The organism is Neomesorhizobium albiziae, assembly GCF_900114255.1.
GTDB lineage: Bacteria > Pseudomonadota > Alphaproteobacteria > Rhizobiales > Rhizobiaceae > Neomesorhizobium > Neomesorhizobium albiziae.
The window spans coordinates 250262-272513 of the sequence record NZ_FOSL01000006.1 but is presented as its reverse complement, the minus strand read 5'-3'; the positions used below and the strand labels follow the sequence as shown (position 1 = coordinate 272513).

The 22252-nt window shown below is 59.7% G+C and carries 18 protein-coding genes and 5 pseudogenes; 12 read left to right on the top strand and 11 right to left on the bottom strand.

Going from position 1 to position 22252, the window contains the following annotated elements; all coding sequences use genetic code 11:
- From F3H98_RS13195 to F3H98_RS31750, 9 genes and pseudogenes are all read right to left on the bottom strand, one after another.
- A pseudogene (locus F3H98_RS13195) lies at positions 1–92 on the bottom strand (IS6 family transposase); the annotation flags it as partial.
- Positions 93–159: 67 nt separating this feature from the next.
- Positions 160–342: pseudogene (locus F3H98_RS13190) on the bottom strand (LysR family transcriptional regulator); the annotation flags it as partial.
- A gap of 399 nt (positions 343–741) precedes the next feature.
- Positions 742–966, bottom strand: a complete 225-nt coding sequence (locus F3H98_RS13185) for a sensor histidine kinase (RefSeq protein WP_188130412.1) — start codon at positions 964–966, stop codon at positions 742–744.
- A 197-nt stretch (positions 967–1163) separates the two neighbouring features.
- Positions 1164–2621 (bottom strand): efflux transporter outer membrane subunit, encoded by a 1458-nt coding sequence (locus F3H98_RS13180; RefSeq protein ID WP_149760596.1) that lies wholly within the window; start codon positions 2619–2621, stop codon positions 1164–1166.
- 2 nt (positions 2622–2623) lie between these two features.
- Positions 2624–4573, bottom strand: coding sequence for a MacB family efflux pump subunit (locus F3H98_RS13175; protein WP_149760595.1), 1950 nt, complete (start codon positions 4571–4573; stop codon positions 2624–2626).
- A gap of 4 nt (positions 4574–4577) precedes the next feature.
- Positions 4578–5750: an efflux RND transporter periplasmic adaptor subunit gene (locus F3H98_RS13170; RefSeq protein WP_149760594.1), complete on the bottom strand. Its 1173-nt coding sequence runs from the start codon at positions 5748–5750 to the stop codon at positions 4578–4580.
- A 189-nt stretch (positions 5751–5939) separates the two neighbouring features.
- On the bottom strand, positions 5940–6932 hold the full coding sequence (locus F3H98_RS32535; RefSeq protein WP_425294841.1) for a DUF930 domain-containing protein: 993 nt from the start codon (positions 6930–6932) through the stop codon (positions 5940–5942).
- Positions 6851–7345 (bottom strand): cytochrome b/b6 domain-containing protein, encoded by a 495-nt coding sequence (locus tag F3H98_RS32530; protein ID WP_425294840.1) that lies wholly within the window; start codon positions 7343–7345, stop codon positions 6851–6853. The genes F3H98_RS32535 and F3H98_RS32530 overlap by 82 nt, the downstream gene beginning before the upstream one ends.
- Positions 7346–7448: 103 nt before the next feature.
- The gene (locus F3H98_RS31750) at positions 7449–7628 is read right to left on the bottom strand and encodes a PepSY domain-containing protein (protein ID WP_244621701.1); all 180 of its coding nucleotides are present in this window, start codon (positions 7626–7628) and stop codon (positions 7449–7451) included.
- 163 nt (positions 7629–7791) lie between these two features.
- On the opposite strand from F3H98_RS31750, the gene F3H98_RS13150 reads away from it, so the two are divergent.
- The gene (locus tag F3H98_RS13150) at positions 7792–8451 is read left to right on the top strand and encodes a response regulator transcription factor (RefSeq protein WP_149760593.1); all 660 of its coding nucleotides are present in this window, start codon (positions 7792–7794) and stop codon (positions 8449–8451) included.
- A complete protein-coding gene (locus F3H98_RS13145; protein ID WP_149760592.1) occupies positions 8448–9788 on the top strand; it encodes a sensor histidine kinase in 1341 nt (446 codons plus the stop codon). Before F3H98_RS13150 ends, F3H98_RS13145 begins: the two co-directional genes overlap by 4 nt.
- A 1035-nt stretch (positions 9789–10823) precedes the next feature.
- Here F3H98_RS13145 and F3H98_RS13140 read toward each other — a convergent pair.
- A pseudogene (locus F3H98_RS13140) lies at positions 10824–11741 on the bottom strand (LysR family transcriptional regulator); the annotation flags it as partial.
- Positions 11742–11969: 228 nt separating this feature from the next.
- Between F3H98_RS13140 and F3H98_RS31745 the strand changes: the two are divergent.
- From F3H98_RS31745 to F3H98_RS13115, 5 genes and pseudogenes are all read left to right on the top strand, one after another.
- Positions 11970–12086 (top strand): annotated as a pseudogene (locus tag F3H98_RS31745) (acyltransferase); the annotation flags it as partial.
- A pseudogene (locus F3H98_RS13135) lies at positions 12060–12290 on the top strand (polysaccharide deacetylase family protein); the annotation flags it as partial. The pseudogenes F3H98_RS31745 and F3H98_RS13135, both read left to right, overlap by 27 nt.
- 115 nt (positions 12291–12405) lie before the next feature.
- A complete protein-coding gene (locus F3H98_RS13130) occupies positions 12406–12684 on the top strand; it encodes an acyl carrier protein (RefSeq protein WP_149760590.1) in 279 nt (92 codons plus the stop codon).
- Between the two features lie 2 nt (positions 12685–12686).
- Positions 12687–13892: a beta-ketoacyl-[acyl-carrier-protein] synthase family protein gene (locus F3H98_RS13125; RefSeq protein ID WP_149760589.1), complete on the top strand. Its 1206-nt coding sequence runs from the start codon at positions 12687–12689 to the stop codon at positions 13890–13892.
- A gap of 667 nt (positions 13893–14559) precedes the next feature.
- Positions 14560–15600, top strand: coding sequence for an IS110 family RNA-guided transposase (locus F3H98_RS13115; RefSeq protein ID WP_149760588.1), 1041 nt, complete (start codon positions 14560–14562; stop codon positions 15598–15600).
- A 428-nt stretch (positions 15601–16028) separates the two neighbouring features.
- Here F3H98_RS13115 and F3H98_RS13110 read toward each other — a convergent pair whose 3' ends face one another.
- A complete protein-coding gene (locus tag F3H98_RS13110; protein ID WP_149760587.1) occupies positions 16029–16973 on the bottom strand; it encodes a LysR family transcriptional regulator in 945 nt (314 codons plus the stop codon).
- Positions 16974–17278: 305 nt separating this feature from the next.
- Here F3H98_RS13110 and F3H98_RS13105 point away from each other — a divergent pair, with 305 nt between their 5' ends.
- The 5 genes from F3H98_RS13105 to F3H98_RS13080 all read left to right on the top strand — a co-directional run bounded on the left by F3H98_RS13105 (position 17279) and on the right by F3H98_RS13080 (position 21940).
- Positions 17279–17869 (top strand): NodA family N-acyltransferase, encoded by a 591-nt coding sequence (locus tag F3H98_RS13105; RefSeq protein WP_149760586.1) that lies wholly within the window; start codon positions 17279–17281, stop codon positions 17867–17869.
- Positions 17866–18525, top strand: coding sequence for a chitooligosaccharide deacetylase NodB (gene nodB / locus F3H98_RS13100; RefSeq protein ID WP_149760585.1), 660 nt, complete (start codon positions 17866–17868; stop codon positions 18523–18525). Before F3H98_RS13105 ends, nodB begins: the two co-directional genes overlap by 4 nt.
- A gap of 15 nt (positions 18526–18540) precedes the next feature.
- Positions 18541–19896: a chitooligosaccharide synthase NodC gene (gene nodC / locus F3H98_RS13095; RefSeq protein ID WP_149760584.1), complete on the top strand. Its 1356-nt coding sequence runs from the start codon at positions 18541–18543 to the stop codon at positions 19894–19896.
- 337 nt (positions 19897–20233) lie between these two features.
- Positions 20234–21148: a nodulation factor ABC transporter ATP-binding protein NodI gene (gene nodI / locus F3H98_RS13085; protein WP_149760582.1), complete on the top strand. Its 915-nt coding sequence runs from the start codon at positions 20234–20236 to the stop codon at positions 21146–21148.
- Between the two features lie 3 nt (positions 21149–21151).
- Positions 21152–21940, top strand: a complete 789-nt coding sequence (locus tag F3H98_RS13080) for an ABC transporter permease (protein WP_149760619.1) — start codon at positions 21152–21154, stop codon at positions 21938–21940.
- The last annotated feature ends 312 nt before the right edge of the window (positions 21941–22252 follow it).

The window sequence follows — 22252 nt, the reverse complement described above, 5'->3', positions numbered from 1 at the left end:
TCCTCAAGTTCACGCAGGCTCAGATTGTAGGCCAGGTACCAGCGCACGCAAAGCAGGATCACAGATTGGTCGAACTGGCGGCCTTTGAACATCGCAATCGTCCGAAATGGTTGAAGGATCCCTTGCCACTCGCGAGTAACAAAACGTTGCAACACATCCATCGGTGAATGCGGGAAGTGGCAGCGGAAGGTCGACGATCTGCAGGGGGATCGTTTTTGCGAAATGCTTAACGAGCCGAAGGGGCATGGTCGCTATACGATCTGTATCTGAGGCCATGGGCGGGATCATGCTAAAGGCCTGCACGACGACCTCGACACGTCTCTTAAGACCATGCTCAAGCAAAACCTTTCTCGACCAGGCCAACCAACGTTTGTCCAAAGGCAGGGGAAGACGAGACATCTGAGATGGAGCGGGAACACCGGATCCACCCGCCCGACACCTCAGGCGATCTGCCACGGGTGGGTGGCCCTCAAGATGAGAAGCCGTCGTCGCAATGCTCAGCGGACGACGAGAATTGCGGCTATGAATCCCTCAATTGAAGGAGATGTGACGACGGCGACAGTCGAGGTCATTTAATCGGCTGCTGGACTTTGTCGAACAGCTCGCAACGGCAGCGAGATTGGATGATGGTGCCGCTCCCGTGCGTCGAACTGTCGACGGCATCGCCGCCATGAGCTCGGGCGATGGCCCGCACGACGGATAGTCCCAGACCCGTATTCCCGCTTTTTTCGGTATCGTGAATTATCGGCCCCAAAACCGCTCGAAGACCTTTTCGTGCATCCCGGCCGGCAGTCCTGGGCCAGTATCGGAGCAGCGGATAACGCCGGTCAGGCCGACGGCGCAGATTTCTACACGGATTGTGCTCTGCGGCGCATACCGACGGGCATTGTCGAGTACGGCTAGCAACGCCTGCCGAATGCGCGTGCGCGCCGGCAGCTCGTCGATCAGCGTGATCGAGCGGGACATTACGGTCATCGTGGATACAATCGCTGGCTCGGCAGCTTCGCCTTAGGGAGGCGCACCGCCCTTCTCTGGCGAAAAAGCGGCCAGGAGCATGCACAAGAGTGCAGGCGGTGGTCCGGTCGTGCGAGGTCGAGTGGGGTAAGACGGTCATAGTGGAAAGACGTTCTCCGAAAGCCATCCTTCGTCACGCGAATTTTGGTTCAACGTCGAGAATGCGTGGAGATTGGTAGGGAAGGTCGAACCCCTTGGCCCGCCTTTGACCTTTGTTCCATCGCGGTGCTCTTGCGATCCGGTCCGGCCGTGGCGGCGCTGCCACCCAGGGCACGGTACAGCAACGATTCGTTGAGCAACTGGTCGAGGCGGACATTGGCAAGCTCTACCTCGGCTGAGCGGCGGCTCTCCTGGGCCTCGAGCCACTCGCGGAGGCTGATGGCACCCGCCCGGTAACGGGCCTCTTTCAGCTGCTCAACTTCCTGCGCGGCCGCTAGCGCATTGCGGAGGCGTCGAACCTGTTCGGCATAGTTGGCCCGAGCACCGAGTGCCTTGGCAACGTCTGAGAAGGCCGTGAGCAAGGCATTGCGGAACTCCAGGACGCGTTCTTCATACTCAGCCCTGGAAACCGCGACCTCCAGCTTCATGTCCTTGAGCTTGAGGAAGGACAAAGCAACGTCTGCAGTTAACGTCGCGACGGGATTGGAGATGAACGCGAGCAATTGCGGGCTGCTGGTGCCGAGAGTGCCGGTGAGCGAAATCGGCGGATAGAAACTGGCCCTCTTCTCATCGACGGTTTTCAGCGTGGCACGCAGCCTTGCCTCTGCGGCTCGCAAGTCTGGGCGACGGGCGAGCAGATCGGCCGGCAGCCCAGCCTGGATTGAGGGCAGCTTCTTGCGTGGGAGACGCTGCGGCTCCGGAACAGGATTGGGTGCGCCATTCAAGAGCACAGTCAGGTCGTTCCGCAGTTCAAGACGCTTCTGCTTCAACGCCGAAACCGCCGCTGCCTGCGTCTCGACCTTCTGCTCGGCCTCCCTTAGTTCTAGATCGGAGACCGCACCGCCCGCCATCTGGGTGCGCACAAGCGCCTGAATCTGCTTGACATCGGCAAGGCTGCTTTCCGCCGACGCGAGCGACTGATTGGCGTGTGCGATCCGGAAATAGGTCTCGATGGTTCGGCCGATAGTTGTGAGGCGCGCGGCTTCGTAATCTTCTGCTGTCGCGTGGGCCTCAAAATTCGCCCTGTCCCTCTGTGCTGCGAGCTTGCCCCACAGATCAATCTCATATGACACATAGATAGAAGCCGACGACGACGTGGCCGCCTTTCCGTCAAGAGGTTGATTGTTGCCTGTGGCGAGATAGCCGTTCAGCTTGGGGAACAAGGCGTTTGCAGCGATATCTGCCTTAAGTCGGGTACGATAAGCGCGAGCGGCCGCGAGTAGGACATCGTTGTTTCGGCCGATGACGTCGCCGACAAGTTTGTCGAGATTGGGATCCCCGAACGCCAGCCACCAGCGGTCTGCGCTGGCCTGCACAGCACCCGCGGCCGCAGCGGTCGACCAGCGGGGCCCGGCTGGGAGTTCGGGGCGAAGATATGTGCTCGACAGGCTGCTGCAACCCGCGAGCAAGACAAGGGAATAGGGTACGATCAGTCTGACGAGCTTCATTTTCACTCTCTTGAGAGCGCGTCCACGGGATCGAGGCGGGAGGCGTTACGGGCGGGAAGGAAGCCGAAGGTCAGGCCGATCCAGAGCGCGACCAGGCAGGCAGCGACAATCGCATTGGCGGTGATGATCATCGGGAACTTGCTGCCCGGTCCGCCCAAGACGGTTGCTATGCCGAGCGCCAATGCCACGCCGAGAATTGAACCGGCAATGCAGATGGTGACGGCCTCGATCAGGAACTGAAGCATGATGTCGATGCGGCGCGCTCCGACGGCCATGCGCAAGCCGATCTCGCGGGTCCGTTCGGTCACGGAGACCAGCATGATGTTCATGACACCAATGCCCCCGACAACCAGCGAGATCACGGCAACGGAGGAGATCAGCAGCGACATTTTCTGAGATATGCGCTCGATCGTCTTGCGCACCTGGTCGCTGTTGAAGACGAAGAAGTCCTTCGTGCCGTGCCGACGAGTCATCAGGCCGACGACGGCGCGCTCGGCGACGGTCGTGTCGACAGAATCGGCGACCCGTACCGTCAGAGCGGCAAGACTTGTACCGGCACCCAGCAGTCTGCCCGTCATGCCCGTAAAGGGAAGATAGACCTGCAGACTCCTGCCACCCGAAGACGACGATGGTCGCGCAGAAACGCCGATAGTGACGATGGGAACACGGCCGATCATGAAGATCTTGCCGAGCGGAGATTCGCCGCCAGGGAAGAGAGTTGCGGCCGTCCTGTCATCAATCACCGCTTCCTGGCGGCGTTCAGAGATGGTCTCGGCCGAAAAGAATGAGCCCTTCAGCCGCTTGAGCCCGTTGACCCGGAAATAGTCCTGGCCGACGCCGATGACGTCCGCCGCGACGGAGATGCGCCCAAAGCGGATTTTTGCGGATGTCTGGACTTCCGGGGTAACGCTATCGACATAGGTTTGGGCGGCGAGCGCATCGGCATCCGAGACGACCAGCGTCGTGATGCTCGAAGAGCGCTCGTCACCCCAATGGCTCCCGGGAAGGATCGCCAGGGTGCTGGCTCCGAGTTCACTAATCTCGGCCAGAACCTTCTGACGGGTGCCCTCGCCGATACCGACGACCGCCACGACCGCCGCTATTCCGATAATGATGCCAAGCATTGTGAGGAAGGTACGCACGCGATGCGCGGCCATCGATCGTATCGCCATCGGAAGGGCCTCCGCCAGGCGATGCCTGAAGGCCGAGAGCGCACCGACCGGCCTGCCGTCGTGGAACGTGAGCGCCTGCGCATCGGTCTTCTGGTCGCGAGTCCGGCGGTCGGAGAGGATGACACCGTCGCGGATCTCGATAATGCGGTCAGCGTGACCTGCGACCTCCATGTCGTGAGTCACGATGATGATCGTATGACCGTCGGCATGAAGTTCCTTCAGGATATCGAGAACGGTTTCGCCGCTCTTGCTGTCGAGAGCGCCGGTCGGCTCGTCGGCGAGGATGATGCGGCCGCCGTTCATCAATGCGCGGGCGATCGAAACCCTCTGTTGCTGGCCGCCGGAGAGCTGGTTCGGACGGTGGTCGAGACGATCACCGAGACCCAGCCTGCGCAGAAGAGACGTCGACCTTTCCCGGCGTGAGGCGGCGTCGAGACCGGCATAGACGGCAGGCATCGCCACGTTGTCGGCCGCGTTCAGCGTTCCGAGAAGATGATAGCGTTGGAAGATGAAACCGAAGTGTTCCCGTCGCAACGCCGCCAGGTTGTCCGGGGTCAAGCCGGCAACGCTGCGTCCGCCGACGCGATAGTCACCAGAACTCGGCTGGTCCAAGCAGCCCAGGATGTTCATCAGCGTCGATTTGCCCGAGCCGCTTGCGCCGACGATCGCCACCAGTTCGCCACTCGCGATGGACAGGCTGACGCCGGCCAGCGCCATGATCGTCTCGTCTCCGGCCTGGAAAACCCGCGAAACGTTCTTGATCTCAAGGAGTGCGCTCACATTATCACCACGCGCCAAGATCGGATGCCTCTCCGTCGGCAGGGATGACGACTTCGTCACCAACAGCGAGGCCGTCGATCACCTGCGCCTTGATCCTGTCAGTCAAACCTATCGTGACGAGGCGCTCCGTGAGTTCGTCGGTTGGCGTGCGCACCTGCACATGGTAGCGACCTTGCTCATCGCGCTCAGTCAGTGCCGACCATGCTACGAGCGGTACGTTTTCGGCATGGCCACAAATAACCGTAACGACGGCGCTCATCATGGGTCGAAGTCGCCCTTCCGGGTTTGGCGTGGCGAAAAGTCCGTTGTAGTAGACTGGCGGCGCCGTGATTTCCGCACCTGTTGTGACTACCGTGCTGGGATCATTGGCAATTGATTCCGGTGCTGGCTCGATCTGTTCCAGTACGCCTGCAGTAGCGGTTCGAGTGTCCCCCATGATTGTGAAGCGAACCTTCTGGCCTGGCTTTACCCGGGCGATGTCGGCTTCCGATATCTGCACCTTGACCCGCATGACGTCGAGCTGTGCAAGAACCACAATCGTCGGCACGTCCTGATTTGAGTTCAACGTCTGACCGGCTTTGGTCACCACTGCAACAACGACGCCGTCCATGGGCGCGCTGACCTTCGTGTAGTCGAGTTTTGCGCGAGCATTCTCAACCTCGACCGTCGACTGAGCGATCTGCGCTTCAAGTGACTCGACTTGCGTCTCCAGCGTCAAGAACTCCGCTTGCGCCTTCTCCAAATCGGCGGCCGATGCTGCCTTTTGCCCACTCAGCGTCTTCTCTCTCCGGAAGACCAATTCGGCCTTTTTCAGCTCTATTCCGCGTCCCTTGCGCTGCGCTTTGACATCGGCGAGTTTGGCTTCGGCGGTGCGCAGTGCGTTCTGCTGTTGCGTAGAATCGATTTCGGCGATCAAGTCGCCAGCCTTGATGGTTTGACCGAGCACGACATGCAGCGCCTTCAACTGGCCCGATACTTGGGCGCCAACGCTTACCATACGGGCAGGTTCCAAAACGCCGTTCGCAAGAACGGTCTCCTCGACCGAACCGAGCACCACAGGTTCCGTGAGGACAGGATCGCGCTTTTTGCCTTCGAAAGCGCCGGTCGCGGATGCGATCGCGAACACCACCGGGGCGATCCCCAGGACCCAGACGAGCGCCCTTGCCTTACCCTTCAACAAAACTCACATCCGCTTTGAGAACACATTGTTTTTGCCGGACGCAGTCGTGCGACGGAAACGCCGAGATGGTGAAGTGCCGGGCGAGCATCATTGTCCCTTTCCGAGGTAGGTACCCATCGCTGAGCAGTCTTCGTCTTTCGTTCAACCGCCACGAAGGTTGTGGGGAGGTTTTGTGGAGGCGCCTGATCAGCAATCGGATCGGCCGTCGAAGACGGGCAAAGAATGCTCTTCCCACTCGCTTTCGGGGATTTCCGCTCCTAGCGAGAACCCAAACGCGACGACTTGTTCCAGATCGGGGGTGACCTCGCATCTGAACTTGACGTCGTACCAATGCCGTTTGCTTCGAAGTGCTCCGCCATCCGCTTGGAGCGTCAGACCAGACAGCTTTGTGTCGGCCTTGGCGTAAGCGGACACGGAATCCGGCTGGTAGTCGGAATTCCATCTGTGAACTTGCTCCATGACCTCGAAGTTGCAGAGCTGAATAATCCGATCATCTCTGGCGAGCTGCCTAAGCGCGGCCAGCGCTCCCTTGCTCCGCGGATCCGCCAGTATTTTTGCTGATAACAGCTGTTTCGCGTGCACCATCCTGCCTCCTTCCGGGGCTGGTTCAACAGACGCAATCAGCTTCGTGCCCGCTTCTTTATGTGCCTCATCAGCCGACGCAGGTAATGGGAGGGGCGTGCTTCCCTTCTCGATAATAGCGGGGGCTCGCGACACTGCAGCTTGCGGCTCCACCAGAATTTCGACGGTGATGCTTTGTTCTGATGGCGGGGGCACAGGTTTGTTAGCCGGAAGCAGCCCAACTGCGAAAGATGAAACTCCGAACGAATTCTGAATAACTGGGCAATTGCGCCTCGTACCTCGTGTCCGGTCTGATAAGCAGCGGGCGCTCAAGTGCTTGCGGTCATGTGTCAGGTCGGATGGCAGCAGCAACACGCTGAGGGCTAGTGCGATCGGGCCGAAGAGAAGGCTGGCCCGAACAAAGCTCCTGTGTCGGTGCATTCGCGAAATTCGGACGTTTGCTTTGGCCGCACTCCGGGGACGGTTTCCCGTCAAGAGACGTCGCCCGCTTCGGGGAGCCTGCTTGCGACCAGTGATCATGGCGCGCATGAGGTTCTCGCTGTGACGGAAGCTCCCCAGGACGACACAACCCATATGAAGCGCGACCAGAGCCAGCATGAGATTGGCAAGCGCCTCATGCGCCTCCTCGACCCATTCGATGCCCCAAAAGGCGTCAGTCGTTTGTAGCCAACGGTGACGGCCACGAGTGTTGTCGAGGTCAGCAAGGCAACCACCATCAATGCTCCCAACGGATTGTGGCCGAGATAGCGCGCTTCACGATTGAAGATCATGTCCTCGGTGTATGAGAGTGTCTCCTTCTGGCCGCGGATGAATTGCGTAAAGCAGGCATATCGCGACCCGACGATTCCCATGCCCAGCCGAAATATGATGAGCGCCGCGGCTGCGGAGCCAACCCACTCATGCAGATCCTTGACTTCGTCGGCAAAGAACCACGCCACCGCAAAGCTGGCCACGAGGCTCCAGTGGAAGATCCGAACACACGGATCCCAGACCTTCACGGTGGCGCGCATCGGTTCAGCCGTCGCTCTCTTCGTCGGCACCACGCACACGCTCGAAGGTCTTAGGGCCGAAGTGCGCTTCGACCTTGTTCCCCTTCGAATCGTCGGCATAAGCCTAGTAGCAGCCGTCTTCGGTCTTGATCGAACGGATCTGCCATCCGTCAGCTTCAAGCTTGGTCTGTAGCGCTTCGCGCGGTTGCCATTCGGCGATCGGCACGTCGCATTTCTTGCCGGCCAGTGCAGCGCCGACGGCGGTCACGTTCAGAAAAAGTGCTGAGATCAGGAGGGTCTTCATAAGGGATCTCTATTGGGGTGTTGCAATAACAGCCCTTCTGGCAGCCGAAGCTGACAGCAACCTGAAAGCTTCCAGCGATTTGCGCGACGGCGATTCAGCGTGGCGTCAGGTTCTGTCAATAAGGGAAGAGTCTTGCCCTCGATCTGGAAGCTCGGCACGCCTGATGCGAATACTGCTCATTGAAGACGACAAGGCCATTGGCAGTGCTGTACGCGAACATGCGGCGGCGGGTGGCCACGCGGTCGACTGGGCCAGAACCCTGTCCACAGCGCGGGATTACGCAGCTGTGGCCCCCTACGGGCTTGTCCTGCTCGACCTTCACTTGCCAGACGGCAACGGTATCGACTACCTGCGCGAGATGCGGGACCGGCTGGATGCGACTCCGGTCATCATCCTGACCGCCCGCGATCAGATCTCGGTTCGTATCGAGGGGCTCAACGCCGGTGCCGACGACTATCTGGTCAAGCCGTTCGATCTCGGCGAACTCTCCGCGCGCATCCATGCCGTGGCGCGTCGCTACGGGCTCCGCCCGGAACCTATATTTTCTCTCGGGACGCTGACCATAGTGCCGGCCGAGCGACGCGTCGACCGCGACGGCCAGACAGTCGACTTGACCGCACGGGAATGGGCGGTGCTCGACAGCCTTCTGCGTCGGCCCGGAGCAATCGTGTCGAAGACGCAGATCGAGGACGCGCTCTATTCTTTCGGTTCGGAGATCGCGAGCAATGCGGTGGAGGTCTATGTCAGCCGGCTCCGCAAGAAGATCGGCGCGGACCGAATAGCGACCGTGCGTGGCGTCGGCTACCGGCTCGCGGTCACATGACGAAGTCGGCCAGCATGACGCGCAGGCTGATGCTGTGGCTGGGCGGCGCAACCCTCCTGTTTTGGGTTTGTGCCGCGCCCATCGGTGCGCTCGTGATGCGCGAAGAGTTCGACGAGGTCTTCGACAGCGCGCTGCAGCGAAACGCGCAGCGCCTGATGCCGCTGGTGATCGATGATCTGTTTCAGCGCGCGCATTCCCATGATCCGCGTCGCATAGGTAACCTTGCGCCCGAGCACAAAGAGTATTTCACCTACCAGGTTCGCGATCGTGTGGGGCGCGTGCTCCTCCCTTCGCATGGCGCGCTGGCGCAGTCGTTCGATGATGCTCCCTTGCGTCACGGCTTTTGGGAAACCGCTACTCACTGCATCTATACGGAGGAGGTCGTAAGCGGCACGCTGTTTCTTCAGATCGCCGATCCGCTCGATCATCGCCGTGAGGCGGCCATGGAAGGCGCACTTTCTCTCTTCGTTCCGATCCTCCTGCTCGCGCCTTTGAGCATGGCTGTCATCTGGGTCGTGATCCGGCGGTCGCTGGCGCCGATCGAAGTACTGCGACAGGAGATCGGAGCGCGCGACGGCGGCAATCTCTCACCGATCGGAATGATCGGTCTCCCGGTTGAATTGGACACCATCGCCGCCTCCGTCGACCGCCTTCTCGAACGTCTGCGGACGGCCCTCGATGCCGAACGCGAGTTCGCCGCCAACAGTGCGCATGAACTGCGCACGCCGATCGCAGGCGCGCTCGCCCAGACGCAGAGACTGGTGGCCGAACTTCCCCAGGGCGCGGCGAAAGCGCGGGCGCGCGGCATCGAGACATCGCTGTCGAGCCTCGCCCATCTTGTCGAAAAGCTGCTTCAGCTCGCACGGGCCGAATCGGGGATCGGCATAGCAGACCATGCGATCGATCTCGTCCCGACGATCCGGCTGGTCGTGGACGACTTCGGGCGAAAGCCGGAAAATGCCGGACGACTGATTCTCGATATCGACGGCTGCGCCACGTTGATCCGCAAGGTCGACGTCGACGCCTTCGCTATCGTCCTTCGCAACCTGATAGAGAATGCACTCATTCATGGACTGCCCGACACTCCGACAACAGTTTCCGTCCGTATTGACGGAACCATCGCCATCGCAAACGCGGGACCGGGGGTCCCAATCCCAGAGCTTCAAGAGGTAACAAAGCGATTCAGGCGTGGTGCGACGACCATAGCGGCGGGCTCAGGCCTTGGTCTACCCATCGCCGCTATGCTTATCCAGCGGATGGGTGCCAGTCTCGAACTTGCGTCGCCTGCCCGTGGTCGCGAGGATGGTTTTGAGGCGATAATTCGCATCTCTCGATGACCCTCCCCCGAGTGCGACTTTCGGGAAGTCGAAGGATCGCTCGCCTTTGCCGACCTTCTCCGAAGCAAGACCACGGGCAAATCCTGATCGATGGACGGCATCGCCCCGAAGCAGTCTTCGCCGAGAGAGCGCGAGCCGGAGAACGAGAAGCCGAAAACGCGAAACTTTCGAATCCGAGCGGGATTGGGACGGAATCCTTGCGAACTAACGTAGCGGCGACCGGACGGACTGCGGCCTGTTTCAGAAACCCAGCCTTCGCGCCGCCCGTGTCACAAGGGCAGGCGAGGCCCTCGCGCCGTCGGCTTTGCCCTTCTCGAAATTGCCCTCGACACTGGCGCGAGGACACGCGTTTTCACGGCAACCGCCGCCAGACTTTTAGCCTCCTGCGCACGGTACGGGCGCGGACAACCTCCCCGCTTCCTCTCCGGCTACTGGCAGGGCAACAAGCCCTCGGATCTGATCTGCGAAGGCAAGGCCGTCGTCTAGGCGGCGATCTCCCCTAACCATTTCACTGCCGTCGACCCTTTCCGGCCCGGCGCGCACGCCCTCGCTTGACCAGGGAATTGAGGGCGACCGAACCGTGCGTCGTTAATTTGCGCCAGTGACGGACCGTCGGCTGGAATTCCGTTCCGTGCGGCAATGAACGACACGCATTGCGCGATCGACAGGGGTTCTCCGCCTCCCGCAAGACTTCCAGCACGTTTTGCATCTTGCGGATCTCAGTCAACCTGCGGGAAGCGCAATGGTACGCCACTTCGACCATGCCTTCGCGCCACTTTCCGGCGCCTACGACGGATCATAGATAGCGATCAAATGGTCGATCGCGGCGACGCCATTCTGAAGGCTTCGCAACCTGTCCTTCAGAGCCCTCCGTCTCGGCGGACAACTCCGCCCCGCTTTTCACTTCAATTCGTCTACGACATCCAATTTCGCGCACCGCAAAGAGGCTGCGAATTTAACAGAGTGCCGAAGGCGAGACTGGTGGTTTTTGCTACCTAATGCCGGTAAATTAGGAGTGGCTGAGACGTCCCTGCTCTCACTTGGAGTAGCCATGCAGGACGCCTCCTGCAACATTATCTCCCGCATCCAGATGCTTGCCGGATCACTATTGTGAAGGGCCGGCCATTGGACGGCCTCGGTGAATGCGGGAAGTGGCAGCGGAAGTTCGATGATCTGCAGGGGGAACGATTTTTCGAAATGCTTGACCAGCCGGAAGGGCATGGTCCCTATACGAGCTGTGCCCGACACCATGGGCGGGATCATGCTAAAGGCCTGCACGACGACCTCGACACGTCTCTTAAGACCATGCTCAAGCAAAAACCATTCCTCGATGGAGGGCTTCATCGTACGCCCGAACCTGGCCACGACGTGCCTCATCGACATGTACCTCTCGAATGTAAGCTGCCGTGGCAGCTGCTTGTTCGTGGGACAGCCCACGCACACGAGCGTCTCGTCGAACAGAGCCACTTTTGGATGCGCGCTCGACATGAACATTTCCGGAAGAATTAGAAAATCGACGTCACCGCGCCGGAGAAGCTCATCGGGGTTGTCGTCGAGAGGCAGCAATTCGAAGCTGACGGCGGGTGCTTCCCGTGCAACACGCTCCACGACCTTTTCAAAAAACACGAGTGTGACGAAATCGGAAACAATGATCTTGAAGCGGCGATCGGATTGAGCTGGGTTAAACGGATCCCCAGACACAATCGAGCACTGGATACGCAGGAGCGCGTCGCGAACTGCGGGGGCGAGTGCTTCTGCACGCGGTGTTAGAGTACGTTCGCGGCCGCTCATCGCAAATAGTTCATCGCGGAAAAAATCGCGCAGCCGGGCGACAGCCGCACTCATGGCCGGCTGACTTAGGTTGATGCTGCGTGCCGCCGCCGTGAGATTGCGCTCTGTCAGCAGTGCGTCGAGCACAACGAGGAGATTTAGATCAAGCCCTTTGAAACGCATGTCTTCAGCTAGCTATCCATAGCGTGGATGCGTCTAATCGAAACAAACGATTTTATCAATTTTCCGAAAGATTGCATAGACAAAAGCACCTGACGCGCACCGATCGCCCACTGCCTCTATCGCGTGACGAGTGCGTTAAAAAAGAGCCCGAAAAGAGAAAAACTTTCCATGCGCTCTGACGTGCGGTGGAGGTTGTGCTGAGAAAATGAGTTGCAACTGGCCGACCATATGCGGTCCACCCTCGCAGATGTGTATCCCGACCTGCCCCCCACGCGCGTGGAGGACTTACTCGTTGTGGTTTTGCCGATTGGATGCTCGATGAGGGAGTGGCCGTCCGGCACCCTGATTGATCGGAAACATCTGGACTACATATGCGAAGTGCCGAGTGCCTGCGCTGACGGCACCGAAGATCGCAGCGACTATTTGACGTTCGACGACGGTCCCAATTCATTTTTCACACCGCAGATCCTCGATGTGCTGGCGGAACATCGGGTGCCGGCGACGTTCTTCGTCATCGGGGCCTACGCCGCAGAGCAGCCGGATCTCATCCCGTTTCTATAAGCATTGGGCTTGGTCAGTCGCACAAGCTCGACGAGGGCAATTTTCGCAACGCGGCGCGGCTCAGCATTGAGCCAGGTCGAAAACGCAAGCTGGAAGGAACAAGATGGCAGATCAACTGACTAACGAAATAATCGCAATTATCAAGAGGCGCGCCGCGTTGGAGGGCGGCAACATAACGCCTGCGTCGGGCGGCGAGATAACAACTGCCACGGGACTGACTTCGCTCGGCATCGATTCACTGGGATTGGCGGACATGCTCTGGGACCTGGAGCAAGCCTACGGCATCAAGATCGAGATGAACACGGCCGATGCCTGGTCGGATCTCCAGAATGTCGGCGACATAGTGGAAGCCGTCCGCGGCTTGCTCGCTAAGGAGGCTTGAAAATGGACAGGCGCGTCGTCATCACCGGAATGGGCGGGCTGTGCGGGCTGGGCACTGACGCCGCCTCCATCTGGACAGGAATGCGCGAAGGCCGCTCCGCCATCGGCCCAATCGTCAACTCCGAGTTCCATGAATTGAGGGTCAGGATCGGTGCCGAGATCAAGGCGCTGCCGGAGCATGACATCGACGGCAAGCAGCTCGTCTCCATGGACCGCTTCAGCGTGCTCGCTGTGCTTGCGGCGCGCGAAGCCATGCGTCAGGCCGGACTTTCCTCCAAAGAAGGAAATACCTATCGCTTCGGTGCGACGGTGGGCGTTGGCGGCTGCGGCTGGGATGCGATCGAGCAAACCTACCGCGCCTTGCTTCTGGGCGGTAAGCGTGCCGCCCTCTTGACTGTACCCAAGGCGATGCCGGGCGCCGCCACCGGCCAGGTCAGCATGAGTCTCGGCCTGCGCGGGCCGGTCTTCGGCGTCACGTCCGCCTGTTCCTCGGCAAACCATGCGATTGCCTCCGCGGTGGACCAGATCAGGCTCGGCCGGGCCGACGTGATGCTTGCCGGCGGCAGCGAAGCGCCGCTCATATGGGGTGTGCTGAAGGCATGGGAATCGATCCGCGTGCTTTCGCCCGATACTTGCCGGCCCTTCTCCGCCGACAGACAGGGATTGGTGCTAGGCGAGGGTGCGAGCATGGCCGTGCTGGAAAGCTATGAGCATGCCGCGGCCCGCGGTGCCACAATGCTTGCCGAGATCGCCGGCATCGGCCTTTCCGCCGATGCCTCCGACATCGTCGCGCCGACTGTCGAGGGGCCGGAGGCAGCAATGCGCGCCTGCCTTGCCGATGCCGGGCTGGCTGCAACGGATGTCGATTATCTCAACGCGCACGGCACCGGCACCAAGGCCAACGACCAGATCGAGACGGCGGCGATCAAGCGCGTCTTCGGTCAGCACGCCTATTCAATGTCCATCTCTTCTACCAAGTCCATGCACGCGCATTGCCTCGGCGCGTCCGGCGCGCTCGAGTTGATCGCCTGCGTGATGGCTATCCGCGAGAGCGTCGTGCCGCCGACTGCCAATTATCGTGAGCTGGACCCCGATTGCGATCTCGACGTCACGCCCAATGTGCCACGCGAGCGCAAGGTGCGCGTGGCACTGAGCAACGCCTTCGCCTTCGGCGGCACGAACGCGGTTCTGGCATTCAGGCAGGTGTAGAAGCCATGAGAGATACTCCCTGTAACTTATCTCTCGCATCCAGATGCTTGCCGGATAACTATTGTGAAGAGCGGGTCATTGGCCGCCTCGGCGAATGCGGGAAGTGGCAGCGGAAGCTCGACGATCCGCGGGGTATCGATTTTGCGAAATTCTTAAATGTTGAAGCGGCGTGGACGTATCGCTACCCCGTAAAAGGTAAGCGAGGCCCTGCGGGCTCCGCTCGAGGGTTTGTCTAAAGCTGTACGCGACAATGTCTGGAAGGCGCAGGGCCGGCTCTGCGCCCGCTATAGTCGCCTGAGTGCTGCCGGCAAGAAGCCACGGGTGGTCATGGCCGAGATCGTGCATGAGATGGCCCCTTCTTGTGGTCGTCGGGCGAGAGGTCTCACCGTCATTGCGGTCTCGAGCCAACGTGCGGCACAGCGCCCGGGGCGGAGCCACGGTGGGGAACTCCCGTCGGTAGTTATGTGGCCGAGCCAAGTCCGCCCTGCGCCCGCTCCTAGACCAAGGACAGCCCCGAGCTGAAGACACTGAAGGCGGTACCTCACCCGAGGATGAGAGATGGGATATTCGGCTTGAGCCCCATCTTTGACGGAGGTGCTGCGCTTCGAGCTGATGGTAAACGTGGTCTGCGTGGAGCAGCCACAAGCATCAGAAGGAGAAGCGCAGCATGAAACATTATGCAGGATTGGACGTCTCGGTGAAAGAGACCGCCGTTTGCATAGTCAACGAAACCGGCGAGATCTGCCGCGAGGTGAAGGTTGTTAGCCACCCCGACGACCTCACTGCGGTTCTGAAGGATTCTGCCTGGAATTTTGACCGGATCGGTCTTGAAGCCGGGCCCTTATCGCAGTGGCTGTTCGAGGGGCTTGCCAAAGCCGGCTTGCCGTTGATCTGCATCGAGACCCGGCACACGAAGGCATTCCTGAAAGCGCAGCCCAACAAATCCGATCGCATAGATGCCCGCGGGATCGCTCAGATGATGCGGGTCAACCTGTTCCGCCCGGTGCACGTGAAGACAATGACAAGCCAGAAGCGCCGGGCGCTGCTGACGGCGCGCAAGCTGCTGCAGGAAAAGGCGATCGCCATTGAGAACGACATCCGCGGGCTCTTGCGCAACTTCGGGCTCAAGGTTGGCATGGTCGGTGCCGTGAAATTCGAACAACGTATCCGTGAACTCGTCGATGGCATGCCCGATCTGGCCGAGATCATCGAACCGCTGCTCGACGCGCGCAGCAAGCTGCGCCGGAATTCTGCCGCCCTTCACCGCAAGCTTCTGGTGATCGTCCGGAATGATCAGGTCTGCCGCCGGCTGATGTCGATCCCCGGTGTCGGCCCGGTCGTGGCGCTGGCCTACACCGCGACCATCGACATTCCGGCCCGCTTCCGCAACTCCAAAGCGGTCGGGCCGATTTTGGGTCTGACTCCAGTGCTCCATGAGTCAGGCGAGAGCCGCCGCATCGGCCGGATCTCGCTGTGCGGTGATGGCATGATGCGAACGCTGCTTTACGAGGCCGCGCAAGTCCTGCTGACCAACGTGAGAAAATGGTCATGGTTGAAAGCCTGGGCGATGAACGTCGCCAAGCGGCGCGGTCGGCAGAAGGCCGTTGTTGCGCTCGCACGACGACTGGCGGTGATCATGCATCGCATGTGGAGTGATGGCACACAGTTCCGCTGGACCAGGAAGGAAATTATGCCGGTTGCGGTCTGATTTGGTCCGTTAAGTCAGGAAGGAGACAACAAGTTCCACTTGCCGGTGGAGAAGACGTCCTTCGCGGGACGATGGATGAGGGTGAGTTCGCTGATCAAGGAGTACCGATCGCATCGCAGCGATCAGGACGCATGAGAGATTGTTCCACCTCATTCTGGTGAATCCCATGGAGGGAGGGCCAGAGAGCCGATCCCGTAGAGAAGCAAGACCCCGCGAAAGACGTCAGACGCCAGCAAAGCGGAAAGCTCGAAAGTGCTTGCTCTCAACCCGCCGAATAGAGAAGTCTGATCAACCGTCGTTCTGAGCTCCACTTCTCGCCCCGTGCAGCTTCAGCCGATCCGACTGCTCGCAACAGCTGCCGAGCAGCCGATCTCTCGCCCTCAGTCTTGACAGGGAACATGAGAGTCGGTGTGAGGCGCTGAGTAAATCTAGGAGCGCGTGCGACGTTCCGGGGTCTTGCGTGGAGTAGCCATGCGGGACGCCTCCTGCAACATTATCTCCCGCATCCAGATGCTTGCCGGATCACTGTTGTGAAGGGCCGGCCATTGGAGGGTCTCGGTAAATCCGGGAAGTGGCAGCGGAAGTTCGATGATCTGCAGGGGGAACGTTTTTTCGAAATGCTTGACCAGCCGCAAGGGCATGGTCGCTATACGATCTGTGCCTGATACCATCGGCGGGATCATGCTGAAGCCCTGCACGGCGACCTCGACACGTCTCTTAAGACCATGCTCAAGCAAAAACCATTCCTCGATGGAGGGCTTCAGAATTCGCCCGAACTTGACCGAAACGTGCTTCATTGACATGTATCTCTCGAACGTGAGCTGCCGTGGCAGCTGCTTGTTCGTGGCGCAGCCCACGCACACGAGCGTCTCGTCGAACAGCGCCACTCTTGAATGCGCGCTCGACTTGAACAAATCCGGAAGAATTAGAAAATCAACGTCACCGCGCCGGAGAAGCTCATCGGGGCTGTCGTCGATAGGCAGCAATTCGAAGCTGACGGCGGGTGCTTCCCGTGCAACACGCTCCACGACCTTTTCAAAAAACACGAGTGTGACGAAATCGGAAAGAATGACCCTGAAGCGTCGGTCGGATTGAGCCGGGTTAAACGGATCCCAAGAAATAATCGAGCCCTGGATGCGCAAGAGTGCGTCGCGAACTGCGGGGGCGAGTGCTTCTGCACGCGGTGTCAGAATACGTTCGCGGCCGCTCATCGTAAATAGTTCATCGTGGAAATAGTCACGCAGCCGAGCGACGGCCGCACTCATGGCCGGCTGACTTAGGTTGATGCGGCGTGCCGCCGCCGTGAGGCCGCGCTCGGTCAGCAGCGCGTCGAGCACGACGAGGAGATTTAGATCAAGCCCTTTGAAACGCATGTCTTCAGCTATTCATAGCGTGGATGCGTCAAATCGAAACAAACGATTTTACCGATTTTGCAGAACGTCGCATAGGGAGAATTCAAAGAAGCCCTAAAGGAAGTTGTCGATGTTTGCGTTGGCTCCGAGGAGCATTTTCTGGTGTACGCCTTCCGGTGTACGCCACAACATCAACCAAGTCGTATGTCCATTGCGGCTAGGTTCCTCGGTGATCCGCGCAAGCTACATCGCGTCGGCTCGACGCGACACGCTCTCCATGCGTAGGCGCTTACCTCAAGAAACAGCAATAAAGATGAGGTTTTTCCATGCGCTCTGAGGTGCGGTGGAGGTTGTGTTGGGAAAATGAGTTGCACCTGGCCGACCATGTCGAACTCTCCGACTTCTTCCGAAAGACCTATGGACCGACTGGGGCCTTTAATGGAAAGCTATTCGAAGGCGGTCGTAGTTGGGCTAGGGCAAGGCCTGAGTTCCGTGCGATCGGCTACGACTCGCGCGGTGTAGCGGCTCATATGGGCCTACTGCGCCGCTTCATCAAGGTTGGCGAGGTCGATCTATTAGTGGCCGAACTGGGGTTGTACGGGGTGCGTCCGGATCTTGAGGGGCTCGGAATCAGCCATTCATTCCGCGTTGTGTATCCAGTGCTACAGCAGCTTGGCGTTCCATTCGCTTTCGGCACGGTTCGGCACGCGCTGCGGAACCATGTTGAGAGGTTCTGCAGAGACGGCCTGGCGACCATGGTGTCGGGCGTTCGCGTGCGGTCGACCCACCCAGATGTGTATCTCGACCTGCCGCCCACGCGCGTCGAGGACGTGCTTGTTGTGGTTATGCCGATTGCGCGGCCGATGAACGAATGGCCGACCGGTACAATAATTGATCGGAACGGGCCAGAGCTATGAAACAGCCCAATTACATATCCGAGGCGCCGAGTGAATGCGCTGACGGCACTAGCCGACGCAGCGTTTATCTGACGTTTGACGACGGTCCCAACCCACTTTTCACACCGCAGATCCTCGATGTGCTGGCGCAACATCGGGTGCCGGCGACTTTCTTCGTCGTCGGTGCCCACGCCGCAGACCAGCCGGAACTCATCCAACGAATGATCGCAGAAGGGCACGAGATAGGCAACCACACGATGACTCATCCGGATCTGTCCAGATGCGGATTGGGCGAAGTACAACGTGAGGTATTTGAGGCGAACGGGGCCATAATCATGGCGTGCCCGCAGGCCTCGGTGCGCTACATTCGCGCGCCATATGGGGCCTGGAGCGAAGAAGTGTTCACTGCGTCAGAGATCGCTGGGCTGGCGGCCCTTCATTGGTCGGTAGACCCACGAGACTGGTCGCGCCCCGGCATCGACGCGATTGTCGATGCAGTGCTCGCCTCTGTCCGGCCGGGCGCAATCGTGCTCTTGCACGACGGGTGCCCTCCCGACGTGTTGAGACGGGGCACTCACGCCAGTCTGCGCGACCAAACCGCCGGGGCGCTGTCCCGCCTGATTCCGGCATTACATGCCTGCGGATATGAAATTCGCTGCCTCCCACAACATCACTGAACAAAGCGAGATCCTATGGACCTGCTTGCCCCAGCCAGTACCTTCGTCGTCTCGCTTTATGCGCTGTTCTCGGCTGCCTATAAAGGGTTACAGGCGGTTTATGCCCTGCGGACAAACGCTTCGTCGGCATCGGACGAACTGGTCGGCTCCGACCTTTGGCCGAGCGTAGATGTCATCGTCCCCTGCTACAACGAGGACCCGCGCACGCTGTCGGCATGCCTAACTTCCATTGCAAGCCAACAATACGCCGGAAAACTACAAGTCTACGTGATCGATGACGGTTCTGCAAATCGCGACGCTGTCGTACCTGTACACGACACCTATGCGCGCGACCCGAGATTCAACTTCATTCTCCTTCGCAAAAATGTCGGAAAGCGCAAGGCGCAGATCACCGCGATACGCCGCTCATCTGGAGATTTGGTGCTCAACATCGACTCGGACACGACAATCGCATCCGACGTCATCACCAAGCTTGCACGGAAGATGCGAAATCCAGCGATCGGCGCGGCCATGGGCCAGTTGACGGCCAGCAACCGGAGAGACACTTGGTTGACCCGGTTGATCGATATGGAGTACTGGCTGGCTTGCAACGAGGAACGCGCGGCACAGGCTCGCTTCGGTGCGGTTATGTGCTGCTGCGGCCCATGCGCTATGTACCGCCGTTCCGCACTCGTTTCGCTGCTGGATGAGTACGAGACGCAACTGTTTCGGGGCAAGCCAAGCGACTTCGGTGAGGACCGCCATCTTACGATCCTCATGCTGAAAGCAGGCTTTCAAACCGAATACGTTGCGGACGCTATCGCCGCAACAGTCGTTCCGGACAGGCTAGTGCCGTATCTGCGCCAACAACTCCGCTGGGCGCGGAGCACTTATCGGGACACGCTGCTGGGGCTGCACCTACTGCCCAGTCTCGATGGCTACCTCACGTTAGACGTGGTCGGACAGAATTTCGGCCCGCTATTGCTCGCCCTTTCGGTACTAACAGGGATCGCGGAGCTCGCATTCACGGGCACAGTGCCGTGGTGGACAGTCCTGATGATTGCATCAATGACCTTGATTCGCTGCAGCGTGGCAGCGTTTCGTGCTCGTGAACTTCGATTTTTCGGCTTTGCTCTGCACACATTCATCCACGTCTTTCTGATAATTCCCGTGAAAGCCTATGCGCTGTGTACATTGAGCAATAGTGATTGGTTGTCGCGCAAGATTCCCACGGTGCCAAACGGGGAAAACAAGCAAGTCATCGTGCGAAGCCCGATGGCCGGGTCAAATACCACAGCAGGTTCGGCAATTACTGAGTCAACTCACAGGGCGGATCTTTCGCACAGGTCTGCGAGGCTGGTGACGTCTGACGGGATTTGCAGCGACGAGTGATAGCCGGTTTCGTGGCATTCCGGCGACCTGCGCTGTTTCAACAGGCCGATCACACTGACGACGGGACACGCGCCCGATAACTAGCGTCGCGAAAGCCGAAGTGACGCCTGGCTCGATTAGGTGCGAGATTTTGAGGCAGTACAAAGAGAATCAACTGTTGGATCGGGAAGTGAGACGGTCATTGCCAATCACCAGGGACATGAGTTTTTTCCAGATGCCGCTGCGGCCTGCCAGTGGGGACGCCGTGAACACATATGGCGACGGGGTGCTTTCGACGAAACGCCCGCAACGGAGATAGGGTCGGCCGAATAGCTTTTTGAAGGCTGACATAAAACGCATGTCTACAGTCGCAATCGAACTTACCGGGGTAAAAAAGTCGTACGGCGACAAAATCGTTGTCGACGGGCTGTCGTTCACCGTTGCACCGGGAGAGTGCTTCGGTCTTCTGGGACCGAATGGTGCGGGCAAAAGCACGATCGCACGTATGGTCCTTGGCATGATATCGCCTGACGCGGGTAAGATCACGGTTCTTGGTGAACCAGTGCCGTCACGCGCTCGCTTGGCCCGCATGCGCGTCGGCGTGGTCCCGCAATTCGACAACCTTGATCTCGAGTTCACGGCGCGCGAGAATCTGCTGGTCTTCGGACGCTATTTTGGCATGAGCGCTCGCGAGCTTGAAGCGGTCATCCCATCGCTCCTCGAGTTCGCCCGCCTTGAGAGCAAGGCGGATGCACGTGTCGCCGAATTATCCGGCGGCATGAAGCGGCGCCTGACGCTGGCACGTGCGCTGATCAACGACCCGCAGCTACTCGTAATGGACGAGCCGACCACCGGCCTGGACCCGCACGCGCGCCACCTGATCTGGGAGCGCCTGCGTTTCCTGCTGGCGCGCGGCAAGACGATCATTTTGACGACCCACTTTATGGAAGAGGCTGAGCGGCTGTGCGATCGGCTGTGCGTACTCGAGCATGGACGCAACATCGCCGAAGGCAGCCCTCACGCCCTCATTGAGGAGCATATCGGGTGCCACGTGATCGAGATCTTCGGCGGCAACCCACACGAGCTGAGTTCGCTAATCAGGCCATACGTTCAGCACATCGAGGTGAGCGGCGAGACGCTCTTTTGCTATGCTCCCGATCCCGAGCAGGTGCACGTGCAGCTGCGCGAGCGCGCGGGTCTGCGGCTTCTGCAGCGTCCACCTAATCTGGAGGACGTCTTCTTGCGGCTGACCGGGCGCGAGATAGAGAGGTGAATGATGGGTGAAGGTTTTGCGGCGGCTCTACCCGCCAACGCGTGGAACTGGGTTGCGGTGTGGCGCCGCAACTATCTGGCATGGAAGAAGGTTGCCCTTGCGTCAATTCTCGGCAACCTCGCCGATCCTATGATCTACTTTTTCGGACTCGGCACTGGCCTCGGAATAATGGTAGGTCGCGTTGAAGGTACCTCGTACATTGCATTTTTGGCAGCCGGAATGGTCGCCGCAAGCGCGATGACCGCGTCGACCTTCGAAACAATTTATGCGGCTTTCGCTCGCATGCGAGATCACCGCACCTGGGAAGCAATCCTGTACACACAACTTACCCTCGGCGACATCGTCCTCGGTGAGTTGGCGTGGGCAGCCAGCAGGGCCTTTCTGGCCGGTACGGCAATTACGATTGTTGCCGCCATGCTGGGCTATGCGGCATGGCCGTCCGTCCTCTATGCGCTGCCAGTCATCGCTCTCACTGGGTTCGCCTTTGCGAGCCTGGCGATGATCGTCACGGCGCTTGCGCCCAGTTACGACTATTTCATATTCTACCAGACGCTCATCCTCACACCCATGCTGTTCCTGTCCGGCGCGGTCTTCCCAGTCACCCAATTGCCCGGCCCCTTTCAGCAGGTAGCGCGTTTCTTGCCGCTGGCACATTCGATCGACCTCATTCGTCCGGCGATGCTTGATCGCCCGGCCGGCGGCATCACCCTGCATATCGGTGCGCTTTGCATGTACGCGGTGTTGCCGTTCTTCCTCTCAATGGGGCTATTTCGCCGGCGCCTAATGCGTTGACACTAGTTCCGCAAAAGCGAACGAGATACGCGATGCAGTACCGGGAACTTAGGTGCAGGAAAGGAACTGCGCCGATTGTGGGAGCAGCGCCGTGGGTGAAGGCGTGAGTTCTTGTCCGAGAGCCGGATGCGGGAGATCTGCATGTCCGGTTCGACGAGCGGGGTGTGGAAACGGAGCCAGGGTTGAACCAGTGAGGCACCGCCAGACGAAAGAGGCGGCAAACAGATATGTTCAACCTACCGCCACCGCGCCACACCTCGACTCTACCATCGCGTTTGGTTGCATCCCTCATATGCTGCTCGCGTCCATCAA

Bases quoted from the DNA above. Each gene is read 5' to 3' on its own strand.
- F3H98_RS32535 (WP_425294841.1), bottom strand. From the start codon at position 6,932: ATGCTGGCTCTGGTCGCGCTTCATATGGGTTGTGTCGTCCTGGGGAGC.
- F3H98_RS13150 (WP_149760593.1), top strand. From the start codon at position 7,792: ATGCGAATACTGCTCATTGAAGACGACAAGGCCATTGGCAGTGCTGTA.
- F3H98_RS13130 (WP_149760590.1), top strand. From the start codon at position 12,406: ATGGCAGATCAACTGACTAACGAAATAATCGCAATTATCAAGAGGCGC.
- F3H98_RS13115 (WP_149760588.1), top strand. From the start codon at position 14,560: ATGAAACATTATGCAGGATTGGACGTCTCGGTGAAAGAGACCGCCGTT.
- nodB (WP_149760585.1), top strand. From the start codon at position 17,866: ATGAAACAGCCCAATTACATATCCGAGGCGCCGAGTGAATGCGCTGAC.
- F3H98_RS31750 (WP_244621701.1), bottom strand. From the start codon at position 7,628: ATGAAGACCCTCCTGATCTCAGCACTTTTTCTGAACGTGACCGCCGTC.
- nodC (WP_149760584.1), top strand. From the start codon at position 18,541: ATGGACCTGCTTGCCCCAGCCAGTACCTTCGTCGTCTCGCTTTATGCG.
- F3H98_RS32530 (WP_425294840.1), bottom strand. From the start codon at position 7,345: ATGCGCGCCACCGTGAAGGTCTGGGATCCGTGTGTTCGGATCTTCCAC.
- F3H98_RS13080 (WP_149760619.1), top strand. From the start codon at position 21,152: ATGGGTGAAGGTTTTGCGGCGGCTCTACCCGCCAACGCGTGGAACTGG.
- F3H98_RS13125 (WP_149760589.1), top strand. From the start codon at position 12,687: ATGGACAGGCGCGTCGTCATCACCGGAATGGGCGGGCTGTGCGGGCTG.
- F3H98_RS13105 (WP_149760586.1), top strand. From the start codon at position 17,279: ATGCGCTCTGAGGTGCGGTGGAGGTTGTGTTGGGAAAATGAGTTGCAC.
- F3H98_RS13110 (WP_149760587.1), bottom strand. From the start codon at position 16,973: ATGCGTTTCAAAGGGCTTGATCTAAATCTCCTCGTCGTGCTCGACGCG.
- nodI (WP_149760582.1), top strand. From the start codon at position 20,234: ATGTCTACAGTCGCAATCGAACTTACCGGGGTAAAAAAGTCGTACGGC.
- F3H98_RS13145 (WP_149760592.1), top strand. From the start codon at position 8,448: ATGACGAAGTCGGCCAGCATGACGCGCAGGCTGATGCTGTGGCTGGGC.
- F3H98_RS13180 (WP_149760596.1), bottom strand. From the start codon at position 2,621: ATGAAGCTCGTCAGACTGATCGTACCCTATTCCCTTGTCTTGCTCGCG.
- F3H98_RS13185 (WP_188130412.1), bottom strand. From the start codon at position 966: ATGTCCCGCTCGATCACGCTGATCGACGAGCTGCCGGCGCGCACGCGC.